Annotated in this window: 11 protein-coding genes; 2 read left to right on the forward strand and 9 right to left on the reverse strand. The window is 71.8% G+C overall.

Annotated elements, in window-relative coordinates; translation table 11 throughout:
* Positions 1 to 100: 100 nt before the first annotated feature.
* The 7 genes from AC0VYM_RS26170 to AC0VYM_RS26200 all read right to left on the reverse strand — a co-directional run bounded on the left by AC0VYM_RS26170 (position 101) and on the right by AC0VYM_RS26200 (position 8,439).
* Positions 101 to 898 carry a phosphatase gene (locus tag AC0VYM_RS26170; protein ID WP_475456479.1) on the reverse strand — a complete coding sequence of 266 codons (798 nt, stop codon included), beginning with the start codon at positions 896 to 898 and terminating at the stop codon, positions 101 to 103.
* A 186-nt stretch (positions 899 to 1,084) separates the two neighbouring features.
* Positions 1,085 to 2,245 (reverse strand): acetoin utilization protein AcuC, encoded by a 1,161-nt coding sequence (locus tag AC0VYM_RS26175; RefSeq protein ID WP_475456481.1) that lies wholly within the window; start codon positions 2,243 to 2,245, stop codon positions 1,085 to 1,087.
* A gap of 225 nt (positions 2,246 to 2,470) precedes the next feature.
* Positions 2,471 to 4,018, reverse strand: coding sequence for a tetratricopeptide repeat protein (locus AC0VYM_RS26180; protein ID WP_475463250.1), 1,548 nt, complete (start codon positions 4,016 to 4,018; stop codon positions 2,471 to 2,473).
* Positions 4,019 to 4,637: 619 nt separating this feature from the next.
* The gene (proC, locus tag AC0VYM_RS26185; protein ID WP_475456483.1) at positions 4,638 to 5,432 is read right to left on the reverse strand and encodes a pyrroline-5-carboxylate reductase; all 795 of its coding nucleotides are present in this window, start codon (positions 5,430 to 5,432) and stop codon (positions 4,638 to 4,640) included.
* Between the two features lie 107 nt (positions 5,433 to 5,539).
* A complete protein-coding gene (locus tag AC0VYM_RS26190) occupies positions 5,540 to 6,478 on the reverse strand; it encodes a sugar phosphate isomerase/epimerase family protein (protein ID WP_378738719.1) in 939 nt (312 codons plus the stop codon).
* Positions 6,479 to 6,665: 187 nt separating this feature from the next.
* Complete coding sequence (locus tag AC0VYM_RS26195; protein ID WP_475456485.1) at positions 6,666 to 7,280, reverse strand: C40 family peptidase; 615 nt, start codon at positions 7,278 to 7,280, stop codon at positions 6,666 to 6,668.
* A 229-nt stretch (positions 7,281 to 7,509) separates the two neighbouring features.
* Positions 7,510 to 8,439: an SGNH/GDSL hydrolase family protein gene (locus AC0VYM_RS26200; protein WP_475456487.1), complete on the reverse strand. Its 930-nt coding sequence runs from the start codon at positions 8,437 to 8,439 to the stop codon at positions 7,510 to 7,512.
* Between the two features lie 189 nt (positions 8,440 to 8,628).
* Between AC0VYM_RS26200 and radA the strand changes: the two genes are divergently transcribed.
* Complete coding sequence (gene radA, locus AC0VYM_RS26205) at positions 8,629 to 10,017, forward strand: DNA repair protein RadA (RefSeq protein WP_475456489.1); 1,389 nt, start codon at positions 8,629 to 8,631, stop codon at positions 10,015 to 10,017.
* A gap of 4 nt (positions 10,018 to 10,021) precedes the next feature.
* Here the strand turns inward: radA and AC0VYM_RS26210 are convergent, their stop codons facing one another.
* Together AC0VYM_RS26210 and AC0VYM_RS26215 are read right to left on the reverse strand one after the other, a co-directional pair.
* Positions 10,022 to 10,420, reverse strand: coding sequence for an SSI family serine proteinase inhibitor (locus AC0VYM_RS26210; protein ID WP_475456491.1), 399 nt, complete (start codon positions 10,418 to 10,420; stop codon positions 10,022 to 10,024).
* 102 nt (positions 10,421 to 10,522) lie between these two features.
* Positions 10,523 to 11,209 carry a hypothetical protein gene (locus AC0VYM_RS26215; protein ID WP_475463252.1) on the reverse strand — a complete coding sequence of 229 codons (687 nt, stop codon included), beginning with the start codon at positions 11,207 to 11,209 and terminating at the stop codon, positions 10,523 to 10,525.
* 144 nt (positions 11,210 to 11,353) lie between these two features.
* On the opposite strand from AC0VYM_RS26215, the gene AC0VYM_RS26220 reads away from it, so the two are divergent.
* Positions 11,354 to 12,229 (forward strand): HhH-GPD family protein, encoded by an 876-nt coding sequence (locus AC0VYM_RS26220; RefSeq protein ID WP_475456493.1) that lies wholly within the window; start codon positions 11,354 to 11,356, stop codon positions 12,227 to 12,229.
* Positions 12,230 to 12,249: the final 20 nt, after the last annotated feature.

Below are 12,249 nucleotides of genomic sequence, written 5' to 3' on the forward strand. Positions count from 1 at the left end.
GAGTTCCCCTCTACGGAAGGTCGTTCGTGCGGTCTTCGTGGTTGTGCGGTGACCACGGGTCAGATGAGGTTTAACGGTGGGTATAAATGGCCGACCACGCTCAAAGAAGGCCCGCTCTGGCGAGCACGTAGTCGCGCAGCGGAGCGTAGTCCTCGGGCAGGTATCCGTCGTCCAGAGGCACGGTGACCAGGAGTTTTCCCTCGTGCTCAGCGAGGAACAGGGCGGGGTCGTTGCAGTCCGCGAAGCCCATCGTGGGCACCCCCGCCTCCCCCGCCGCACCCGCGAAACCGTGATCCGCGATGACCAACTGCGGCCATGGCTCGCCCCGGTCCGTCAGCTCGGCCAGGATCGCCCGCATCGCGAAGGGGTGGTGGCTGTGCCGCGGCAGGTTCCCGTCCGTCACGAGGGCCACGTCCTCCCTCCAGACCACGATCCGCCGGTTCGGAGGCCGTTCGGTGGTCACCTCGTAGGAGTAGCCGCCCGCCGCCGTGAGGACCTTGCACCCGTGTGCGGTGAGCGCGTCCTTCCACGCCTGGTAGGTCTCCCGCAGGTTGCGCGGGTGCCCGGTGGCGAACATGACGCTCTCCTGACGCGTGGCCGCCAGCGCCAGCCGGTCCGCGAGGGCCTCCAGCGCGTCGATGGTGAGGTCGGGGTCGATCGTGTCGATCCCCCACACGTACTCCGCGTCCCCCACCACACCGCAGCGCTTGTTCATCAGGGCGAGGACCTCGGCGTACGTCCAGTCGTGCGAGAAGGTCAGCCCGAACTGGTGGTACGGGTCCTTCTGCACGAGCCGCCGGTAGTGGCGCAGGTTGTTCTGCCGTGGGGTGTCGACGTGCCCCGCGATCCCCGTGCGAACCAGATAGGTGATGAGTTCGGCGCGTGTCGGCGGCGTCACCTGCGTTCCCCTTCCTCGTCTGCGCGGCGAGCCGGTGACACGCCGCGCGACCACCACGGCTTCGGCTCCTGTTCGCCCGGTATTCATCACCTTCCTACCCGCTGAACGCGCGCCACGCCGCCATCCCGGAGATTTCACCGTGGCGTGACCCGTCGGCGGCGCCGGAGGCGGGGCGGAGGAAACCGGTCAGAGGGTGGGGTCGATCCCGTGACTCGGGAAGACGGCGGTGCGGGTCGCGTGGATGGCCCGGTCGACGGGGTCCCCCGGGTCGTAACCCTGCTCGAAGGGGGTGAAGGAGACCCCCCGGCCGTCGGTCATGTAGAGCGGGGCCAGCTCGCCGGTGCGCTGGCGCACGAAGTCGCGCCACCCCTGCGGGGTCTCGCGGTCCGGGTCGATCGGCGATCCCGCCGCCTCCGCGAGGAGGTGGGTCCAGGCACGGGGCACGACGTGGACGAGACCGTAGCCGCCGCCCCCGAACAGCAGCCAGCGGCCGCCCGCCGTCTTGCGCGCCAGCTTGTGGAGCTCCTCGTAGGCCCGGCGCTGGCCGTCCACGCTGAGCGTGAGGTTGGCGAGGGGGTCGAGGGCGTGGGTGTCGCAACCCTGCTGGGTCACCAGGATCTCGGGCTGGAACTCGTGCAGCAGGGGCGGGACCACGGCGTCGAAGGCGCGGTGCCAGCCGGTGTCCCCGGTCCCGGCGGGCAGGGGGACGTTGACGGCGTAGCCCTCGGCGTTGGGGCCGCCGACCTCCGAGGCGTGTCCGGTGCCCGGGAACAGGGTCGCCGGTGACTCGTGGAGGCTGATGGTGAGGACCCGGGGGTCGTCGTAGAAGGCGTTCTGGACGCCGTCCCCGTGGTGGACGTCCACGTCGACGTAGGCGACGCGCTTGGCGCCCTGCTCCAGGAGCCAGGCGATGGCCAGCGCGGGGTCGTTGTAGACGCAGAACCCCCACGCGTTGCCGTGCATGGCGTGGTGGAGGCCGCCCGCGATGTTGGCGGCGTGCGCGCTCTCGCCGGTCCACACGGCTCTCGCGGCGGCCACCGAGGCGCCCGCGATCAGCGCGGAGGCCTCGTGCATGTGCGGGAACACGGGGTTGTCGGTGGTGCCGAGCATGTGGGTGTCGTCGGGCTCCAGGGTCCGACCGGCCCGCTTGACCGCCTCGACGTAGGCGGGGTCGTGCACCAGGGAGAGGAGTTCGTCGGAGGCCGGTTCGACGTCCAGGAAGTCGACCCCGGCACCGTCGAAGACGCCGAACTCGCGGCTGAGCGCCATGGTCAGCTCGACCCGGATCGGCGCCATCGGGTGCTGCGGCCCGAAGTCGTAGGCGGTGAGTCCGTCGTCCCATGCCACCCGAAGCGAGCAGGACGTGCGCCCTCCCATGTGGTGACCCCCGTTTCAGGTGTGCGTGCTCCGAAGCACACAGTACGCAAGGCCGGGCCCGGGCAGAACCCCGGGTCCGGTTCGTTTCCCGGGCGCTCCCGGCGGGGACGCGCACCCGAGGAGACGGGAACGGCCCCGGAGGGGGTCCCTCCGGGGCCGCGGGGCCCATGGCGGCGGTCCCGCCGCCGCGCGTGCCTAGCTGTTCTCCATCTTGTAGTAGCAGGACTTGTAGGTCTCGCCCGCCTTGAGCTTCTTGGTGCCGTGGAGGGGCTTGCCGAGGCCGGTCTCGGTGGAGGTGATCATCAGCCGGTACTCGCCCGGGTCGAGCTCGACCTTCATGACCTCGCCCTCGTCGAAGCAGGAGTTGCCGGTGGGCGGCGAGGAGTAGACCTCGCAGCCCTCACAGGCCTCGGTGAACTCCTCGCCGTGGACCGCGTCCGGGCCCACGAACATGAAGTGCATCTCCTCCGGCGAGTTGTTGGTGAACTCGATGACGACCTTGTCGCCGTTGCCGGTGCTGTACGGGCTCATGTCCTCGATGGAGGAATCACCGAAGATGGTCCTGCGGTCCATCTCCTGCTCGATGCGGCCGGCGCCGATGTGCTTGGTGAGCTTCTCGACGTCGTCGGCCTCGTGGTCGGGGTAGTTGGCCTCCAGGAACTCGACGGTCTCGTCCGCGTCGTCGAGGTCACCGGAGTCCACCTGGGCCCAGCCGCAGTTGAGGGCCGCGTCGGGGCGCTCCTCCTCGATGCGTTCCGCGATGTCGGGCGCGGCGTCCCAGGTGAGGTCGTCGAACATCCCGATCTGGTCGAAGGCCGAACACCAGTTCTCCGCCTGGTAGTCGCCGGTGGCCAGGTCGTACAGCTCGACGAGGGCGTCGGGCACCTGGGCGGCGGACGGGGTGTCGGAGAAGTCCTCCGCGACGAAGGCGTAGGTCTCCTGCGCCTTCCGGAAGGCCTCGCTGACCTCGTCGGTCACGGTTCCGCTGTAGGACTCGTCCGCGTCGGCGGCGAGCTGGGCGGCGTAGTCGAAGTGGATCTCCGCGATGCTGCCGTCGGTGTCCTCCCAGCGGGCGCCGGCGTGCGCGAAGTAGTCGGTGTAGGACTCCAGCGCGTGGTCGTAGGCCTCGTTGGCGACGTCGGACTGGGCCCGGCTGAGGATCTCGCAGGCCTCGCTGCCCGCGCGGGCCCGGCTCATCAGGGACGGCGACATGGAGAGCTGGAAGCCGCCCTCCACCTGTCCGTAGGTGTCGATCGCGCTGTCGCAGTCGCCCTGGGCGTGGGCGGCGTCCGCGACGCGGAGCCGCCACTCGCCGGTCTGCCAGACGCCGACCAGCGAGAGCGCCATGACCACGACGAGGCAGGCGGCCAGGACGACCGGCTTGCCCGTGGCCCGGGGCTCCTCTCCGCGCGCCATGAGGCGGCGGTCGTGCTTGCGGCCCGCGAGGAGGCCGTGCACGACGGTGACCAGGACCCAGCCCAGGAGGACCGGAACCCAGGTGAGCAGGTTGTCGGCCGCGCCCATGAGGGCGGCCGTGACCAGCAGGCCGACGGTGACGGCCAGGTTGATCCCGAAGAACACCCAGCTGCGCAGGTAGAAGTAGCCCGCACCGACACCGGACAGGTTGAGCAGCGCGGCGCGCAGCCCCGCCTTGGACTTGAGGAGGCCGAGCGGGGGCAGGGGCGGCGGCGGTCCGCCGAACTGACCGGCGGGCGGGCCGGGGGGCATACCGCCGGGCGGCATCCCACCGGGGGGCATGCCGCCGGGCGGCGGGCCTCCCGGGGGCGGGCCGAAGGGCGGGTTGCCGCCGGAGGGGGTGCCGACCGGGGGCGGGCCGCCGAACTGTCCGGGAGGGGGCCCACCCGGACCGGCGGGACCGTTCGGTCCGCCGGGAGCACCGGGAGCACCGGGAGCACCGGGGCCATTGGGGCCGCCGGGAGCACCGGGACCGTGGGGACCGCCGGGGGGCGGTCCGCTCGGGGCCTGCCCCATCGGGGGCGGCCCACCGGGCGGCGGGCCTCCGGGAGGCCGGCCCACGGGCGGCGGCTGGCCGCCGGACGGGGTCGGGGCGGCGGGACCGCTTCCCGGTGCGGGACCGCCGACCGGGTTCTGCGGGCCGCTCGGAGCGGGGGGAGGTGTCGCGGACCCGGGCTGGCCCGGGAAGTTGGACGGGTCAGATGGGGGTTGAGGAGTTGTCATGGGGCCCCGGAATCAGTGAGGGGAAGACGTACGGAGTCGAGGAGGGAAGAGGGGACGAGCCCTCTTATCCCGACTTTATTCGTCAGGTAGGACGCAATGTCCGACGCCCCGCGACCAGAGCCGCCAGGAAATCCATCTGTGATTTACGTCACAAACAAGGCGTCTAGCTCTCCGACAGCGCCCTGCTGCGGTCCCGCGCCGCCTCGATCGCGTCCGTGAAGGCCGTGCGCACCCCGTGTCGTTCCAGCTCACGGAGAGCGGCCGCCGTGGTCCCTCCGGGTGACGTGACGGCCTCCCTCAGGACCACCGGGTGCTCCCCCGAACCGTCGAGCATGGCCGCGGCGCCGGTGATCGTCTGCCCCACGAGGCGCTCCGCTGTGACCCGGGGCATACCCATGGCCACACCGGCCTCGATCATGGTCTCCGCGATGAAGTAGAAGTAGGCCGGTCCGCTGCCGGAGATGGCGGTGACCGTGTCCATGTGCTGCTCACCGACGCGCAGTACCTCACCGACGGCGCCCAGCAGCTCCTCGGCGCGGTCCAGGTGCTCGCCCCCGGCGTAGGCCCCTCCGGCGACGGCCGTCATGCCCCGGCCCATGAGCGCCGGGGTGTTCGGCATCGCGCGCACCACCGGCACGCCCGAGGGCAGGTGGTTCTCCATCACGGCGGTGGTCAGCCCGGCGGCCACCGAGATGACCAGGTGCTCGCCGGACAGGTGCGGAGCGAGGTCGTCCAGCAGGGCCAGCATGTCCTGGGGTTTGAGGGCGAGCAGCAGGGTGCCCGCCCGCTTGGCGGCGTCCTCCGCCGGAACCGTCTCGACCCCGTGGCGGGCGCGCAGCTCCGCCGCGTGCTCCTCGCGCGGCTCCGTGACGAGCACGTCCTCCGGGGCGTGGCCCTGGGCCAGCAGCCCGGCGAGCAGCGCCTCGCCCATCTTTCCTGCGCCGATGATCGCGATCATTAGGGGTCCTCTCTGCGCGTTCCCTCCACGCTAGCGGCCCGGAGGCTCCCGCGCCGCCTCGCGTCCCACGGAGTGGACACCCCGGGGAGGGGCCCGGCCCCGGCCGGTCAGCCCTGGTCGGGCGTGCCCTCGTCGTCCACCGCTCCTCCGGGGTCGACCGAGAAGCGCCGGGGCGGGGACTGGGGGCGCCCGCGCAGCAGCGCGATGCGTTCGCGTCGGCCCAGCGTGGGCTCCGGCTCGGGCGGACCCTGCGCGAAGTGCAGCCGGGTGAAGGCCAGCGCCTCGGCCAGCTCACGCAGGCGCGCCTCCCGGTCCACCGCCTTGCGGGTGCTCACCTCCAGCACCAGCTGCCCCTCGTAGCCGGTCCCCGCGAGGTGTTCGAGCAGCTCCGCCACGGGCTGGCTGCCGCGTCCGGGGATCAGGTGCTCGTCCAGGTTCTGGCCGCCGAAGCCGTCGGCCACGTGCACGTGGGAGAGCCGGTCGCCCAGCCGCCTGGCCATGTCCATCGCGTCGGACCCGGACATGGCGGTGTGGGAGAGGTCGAGGGTGACGTCCGGGTAGTCCCGGTCGAGCGGGTTCCAGCTCGGCGCGTAGGGGACGACCTCGCGCTCGCGCACCCGGACCGGGTACATGTTCTCGACGGCGAAGACCACGTCGGTCTCCTCCTGCATGCGGGCCACGCCGTTCTCGAAGTCACGGGCGTACTCGCGCTGCCAGCGGAAGGCCGGGTGCACCACGATCGTCGAGGCGCCCAGTGCCTCGGCCATCTCCTTGGACCGGACGAGCTTGCCCCAGGGCTCACGGCCCCACACGCGCTGGGTGAGGACGAGACACGGGGAGTGGACCGCGGTCACGGGCATCTGGTGGTAGTCCGAGAGGCGCCGCAGGAGTTCGATGTCCTGGCTGGCCGGGTCGGAGGAGACGAGGACCTCAACGCCGTCGTACCCCAGCTTCGCGGCGATCTCGAACGCGGCCGGGGTCTTCTCCGGGTAGACCGACGCCGACGAGAGGACCACGGGCGCGTCTGGGACCTGGATAGGGCTCACGCCTCCCAGACTATGCGCTCCACGGCGATCCGGGGCGGGCGGGCGTGTGAACACGGCGTGGCGGGGCCCCTCCGGACGGAACCGGCGGGACGCGCGGGACCGGAGGGACGGCCGTTCCCCGGCACTCGGGGAACGGCCGTCGGAGCGACACCGGCGCGCCTCGCGACGCGGCGCCGGGGGCGGCGGGTCAGAGCCGCACGGCACCGGCGAGGTCGTGGCGGGTCACGTCCCGCTCGGCGATCTTCCCGCCGGAGCTCGGGGCGTCGATCATGCGGTCCCCGCCGAGGTAGATCGCGACGTGGTAGGCGTATCCCCCGCTGTCGGTCCAGTACAGGACGTCGCCGCGGCGCGCGTTGGAGTAGCTCACCCGGGTCCCGGAACCGACCTGGTCCTGGGCCACGCGGGGCAGGCTCACACCGGCCTGCTCGAAGGAGTGCTGCACCAGTCCGGAGCAGTCGAAGGAGTGGGGTCCGGTCCCGCCCCAGGCGTAGGGCTTGCCCTTCTGGGACTCGGCGGCGGTGACGGCCTTCTCCACGTCGGTGGAGGCCAGGGACTGGTGGACGCGCTCGCGGTCCTGGGAGTGCGCGGGGCCCCGTGACGGGGCGGCCGTGGCGTCGTCTCCCGGCCGGTCGGTCTCGGCCTGCGCGGGGGCTCCCCCGGCGGCGAGGGTCGCGGCCGCGAGGGCGGTGGCGAGGAGTGCGCGCCGCGATCGGCGGCGCGTCCGGGCGGATGCGGCCTGCCGCCCCGTGTTCGTGGTGGAACGGCAGGCCCGCGCTGGCTCGTGGTGCCGAGGTTTTCGCATGACGTGGTGCTCCTGGTCCGTCGGGGCAGCCCGCACCACTGTGACGCGGGTCTCTCTGCCGCCAACACACCACCATTCGTCACACAGACACCAAGAAAAATCCCTCTCCGTAGTCCAATCCGTCCCCAAAGACGGTAAAGACCACATGACCTCGGCAGGCATACCGGTCATCGAACCATCAAACGACCGCCTGCCCGCCGAGGTCAGCTACCGTCCGCCGACCACGGCCTTAGGGCTGCGGGACGTTCAGGGCGGACCGCACGAAGTCGGTCGTCGCCGCCATGCCGAGGTTGTTCGGGTGGATCGGCGCACCGTCCTCCGGGATCAACCCCTCCACCCAGCGGGTACTCGAACCCTGGCAGACGTCGTGGCCGCGCTCGAAGGTGTCCACGAAGACCGCCCCCTGGGCCGTGGCCTCCTCCTGGAGCATCGCGTTGAGCTTGGTCTGCGCGGCGTCGAGGAACGGGACGTCACCCCGGGAGATGGGCGTGCTCGGCCAGCAGCCCCCGCTCTCCGGGAGGATCTGGAGGTAGCCGACGCTGAGGACCGTGGCGTTCGGGCTGCGCTCCGCGATGTCCGCGTACACCCCCGAGACCTCGCCCCGCAGGCCCTCGATCCGCTGGTCGAGCTCATCGCCGTAGTGGTCGGCGCAGGGGCTGCCCAGCGGGTTGGTCAGACTGCGCTTGGCGCACTCCATGAGGACCTGGGAGAAGCCGAAGTCGTTGCCCGCGATCCCCACCGTGACCAGGTCGGTCTCGGGCCGCAGCGCGTCCAGCTGGGGCGGGGTGTCGTCGAACTGGGCCTCGTAGAGGTGGCTCATGACCGCGCCCGAACAGCTGACGTCGGTGAGGTCGGTGATCCCCAGCTCCTCAGCGAGGCGCTTGGGGTAGTTGACCGAGGACTGCATGCAGCCGAGGAGCGGCATGTTGGCCTGGGCCTGGACGAGCGGACCGGCGACGAAGGAGTCACCGATGGCCACGTAGTGCTCGAAGGCGGCCGACTCGGCCTCCTCCGCGGCGACGGGCGCGGTCGCCAGCGAGATCCCCATGGCCGCGATGGCCAGCGGGGCCGCGAGGCGCGCGAGGCGGCGCAGCCCGCCGGGGCGGCCACCGCCTCCGGGGGAACGGGGGATTGCGGGGGTTCGGTTCGTACGGAACACGAGGGGTTTCCTCTCTCCAAGGAGCGGGGGCACAGGAGTGTTCTGCCGTGGGGCGAGGGTGACTCTCCCCACACATTCTCTAACATGACCTACCAAACCCTTGACCTAACCGGTAGGTAACTTTCTTGTGTTCCCTGAGGGCCCCGGTTCCCCCCGGGCCTGTCCCCCACAGCCGTTAGCGTGGCGACCATGGCAAAAGCAGCGAAGACGACGTTCCGGTGCGCCGAGTGCGGATGGACCACCCTCAAGTGGGTGGGACGCTGCGGCGAGTGCCAGGCCTGGGGCACCGTCGAGGAGGCCGGAGCCCCCGCTCCCATGGCGGTCGCGGCCGCCCCGGTGACCTCCCGCGCCCGCCCCATCACCGAGATCAGCGTGGAGAGCGCCGAGGCGGTGCCGACCGGGGTGGACGAGCTCGACCGCGTCCTGGGCGGCGGCGCGGTGCCCGGCGGCGTCGCCCTCCTCGCGGGAGAGCCCGGGGTGGGCAAGTCGACCCTCCTCCTGGAGGTCGCGGCCATGCGCGCCGCCAAGGCCCCCGTCCTCTACGTGACCGGTGAGGAGTCGGCCGGGCAGGTCCGGCTGCGCGCCGAACGCCTCGGAGCCCTGTCCGACCAGCTCTTCCTCGCCGCCGAGACCTCCGTGGCCACCCTGGCCAGCCACGTCGACGCGGTGGCGCCGCAGCTGCTGATCGTCGACTCGGTGCAGACCATGGTCTCCCCCGAGGCCACCGGCGTCCCCGGCGGCGTCACCCAGATCCGGCAGGTCACCGGCGCGCTCATCCAGATCGCCAAGGAGCGCGGCATCGCCACCGTGCTGGTCGGCCACGTCACCAAGGACGGCTCGATCGCCGGTCCCCGCCTCCTGGAGCACCTGGTGGACGTCGTCCTCCACTTCGAGGGCGAGCGCCACTCCCAGCTGCGCCTGCTCCGCGCGGTCAAGAACCGCTACGGGCCCACTGACGAGATCGGCGTCTTCGAGCTCACCGAGAAGGGCATCTACGGTCTGCCCGACCCCAGCGGGCTCTTCCTCACCGAACGGACCGACCCGGTGCCGGGCACCTGCGTCACCGTCACCCTGGAGGGACGGCGACCCCTGATCACGGAGGTGCAGGCGCTGGTCGCGCCGACCCCCCTCCCGGCTCCCCGCCGCGCGACCTCGGGCCTGGACACCTCGCGGGTGAACATGATCCTCGCGGTGCTGGAGAAGCGCACCGGCATGAAGCTGGCCAACATGGACGTGTACGCCTCGACCGTGGGCGGGGTGAAGCTGGGCGAGCCCTCCGTGGACCTGGCCCTGGCCCTGGCCGCCGCCAGCTCCAACAACGACGTCGCCCTGCCGAGCGGCTTCATCGCGATCGGTGAGGTGGGGCTGGCCGGTGACGTGCGCAGCGTGAACGGCGTGCGCCGCCGGGTCGCGGAGGCCCAGCGCCTGGGCTTCACGCAGGCGGTGGTGCCCAAGCACTTCGGTGACCCGGTCCAGGGAATCCGCGTGCACGAGGTGGAGGAGCTGAGCGAGGCCCTCTCCTGGGTGGAGCGACGGGGGCGGCGGCGGGGCGCCGCCCGTGGCTCCTCCGAGGAGTGACGGCCTAGAAGTCGAAGATCACGCCCTTGGCGTTGGCCAGCGCGCACGCGTTGCCGAAGGTCTCCTCGTAGTCCTCGGCGCCGCTGACCCGGACGGTGACCGGACGGTACTCCATGGTGCAGGCGCCCTCGGGCGTGGCCCGCACACTGGCGATGTCGCCGTGCCGGGAGATGAGGTCGCAGGCCTCGTCGGCCCGGGGGTGCTCGCCGCCCGCCGGGTCGCACTCCAGGCTGGCCTGCCGGGCCCAGCTCGTGGCGGTGTCACCGCTCTTCTCGACGGCGCCGAAGACCTCGAGCGTGTAGACGCTCCTGCGCTCTTCGTCGGCGGCGGCGGGCGCGGTCGCCGTCACGGCGAAGGCGACAGCGGCGGCGGCACAGGTCAGGGCGGTGGCGATGCGATTCACTGGGAACTCCCGGGACGACAACAAGGTTCGACACGAATAGTAGCCACACGGTGACGATGAGTTGTGTGTTTTGTGTGAACCCGTCCCGACCCGGGAGCTGAATCAGGCTTTGAGCTGGAACACGAGCTGGTCGACGCTGCCGACGAGGTCCCCGCGCAGGTTGGCCTTGTACCAGCCCGGCTGCGCCTTGGCACCGCCGTCGCGGCAGTCGGTGAAGGAGCGCTCCAGGTCCCAGCTGAGGGTGTACTCGTGCGGGCGGCCCTGGGTGAGCTGGCGCTCCTCCTTGCCGTTGCCCTCGACGCAGTCGGCGGAGGAGTAGATCCGGTCCTCGCCGGAGTCCAGCCTGAGCTCGATCGCCTCCGGCCCCACGTCCACGGTGCAGGTCTGCTCGGCCACGTTGACCACGGTCACCTTGAACTCGGGCTTGGCGCCGCCGCCGAACACCTCCCGCTCCTTCTCCGCGAAGTCGAAGGTGACCACGACGTCCTGCGGGCGGCAGTGGTCCTCGGGGCGCTCCGGGGCCGCGGCCTCGGCCGAACCGTCACCGGATCCGCCCTCGGAGTCCTCCTTGCCCCCTTCGCCCTCGGAGGGCGAGGCGGACGGGGACGCCGACGGGGAGGGTGAGGCGGACGGATCCGCGTCCTCTTCCTCGGTTTCGGCGTCGGAGGGCTCCTCGGCTGGGACACTGGAGGAGGCCTCGGGCTCCTCGATCGCCGCCTGGGAGCCCGCTGGCTCGCCTTCGTCGGAGGTGTTCCGGAACGCGAGCGCGACCAGGGCGAACACCAGCATCGCGCCGGCCAGTACGAAGGCGCGTCGCTTCCAGTAGGTCTCACGGCTGACGGGTGCTGGTTGTCCGGTACTTGACGCCATGGGCCGTAGTATTGCGGTTTTGCGTGCCACCCACCTACTCAACCCGCCGATTTCCCGTTAAAGATGAGCGATAACCCTTACAGCACCGCCGTTCTGGCGTGGTACGAGACCAACGCGAGGGACCTGCCCTGGCGCCGCCCCGAGGCCACGGCCTGGTCCATCCTGGTCAGCGAGATCATGCTCCAGCAGACCCCCGTCGTGCGGGTGCTCCCCGCCTGGGAGGCCTGGATGGAGCGCTGGCCCACCCCCGCCCACCTGGCCAAGGAGCCGTCCGGCGAGGCGGTCCGCATGTGGAACCGGCTCGGCTACCCGCGCCGGGCCCTGCGCCTGCACGCCTGCGCCGTGGCCATCACGGAGGAGCACGGCGGCGAGGTCCCCGACGACCACGCGACCCTGCTGTCGCTCCCGGGGATCGGCGCGTACACGGCGGCGGCGGTCGCGAGCTTCGCCTACGGGCAACGGCACGCCATTCTGGACACCAACGTGCGCCGGGTCCTGGCCAGGACCGAAACCGGGATCGAGTACCCGCCGAAAACCCAGACCAAGGCGGAGACCTCTCTGGCCGAGACGCTCCTGCCGCCGACACCCTCCGTCGCGGCCCGCTGGGGCGTGGCGGTGATGGAGCTGGGCGCCCTCGTCTGCACGGCCCGCTCGCCGCGCTGCGCGGACTGCCCCATCGCCGGGCAGTGCGCCTGGAAGCTCGCCGGGAAGCCCGCGTACGACGGCCCGCCCCGGCGCGGACAGACCTACGCGGGCACCGACCGCCAGGTCCGCGGCAAGCTCCTCGCCGTGCTGCGCGCCTCCCGCGAACCGGTGGTCAAGGACGCCCTGGACGCGGTCTGGGACGACGGCGTCCAGCGTGAGAGGGCCCTGGACGCCCTGGTCTCCGACGGTCTGGTCGACCCCCTGGACGACGGCCGCTACGCCCTGCCCGGCTGACCGGTGGGCCCCGCTCCGTT

The sequence above is a fragment of the Nocardiopsis sp. iso_237 genome, from assembly GCF_056173345.1.

Coding starts and splice junctions, on each gene's coding strand:
- proC (WP_475456483.1), bottom strand. CDS start 5,432: ATGATCGCGATCATCGGCGCAGGAAAGATGGGCGAGGCGCTGCTCGCC.
- AC0VYM_RS26220 (WP_475456493.1), top strand. CDS start 11,354: ATGAGCGATAACCCTTACAGCACCGCCGTTCTGGCGTGGTACGAGACC.
- AC0VYM_RS26195 (WP_475456485.1), bottom strand. CDS start 7,280: ATGCGAAAACCTCGGCACCACGAGCCAGCGCGGGCCTGCCGTTCCACC.
- AC0VYM_RS26215 (WP_475463252.1), bottom strand. CDS start 11,209: ATGCTGGTGTTCGCCCTGGTCGCGCTCGCGTTCCGGAACACCTCCGAC.
- radA (WP_475456489.1), top strand. CDS start 8,629: ATGGCAAAAGCAGCGAAGACGACGTTCCGGTGCGCCGAGTGCGGATGG.
- AC0VYM_RS26180 (WP_475463250.1), bottom strand. CDS start 4,018: ATGCCGCCCGGCGGTATGCCCCCCGGCCCGCCCGCCGGTCAGTTCGGC.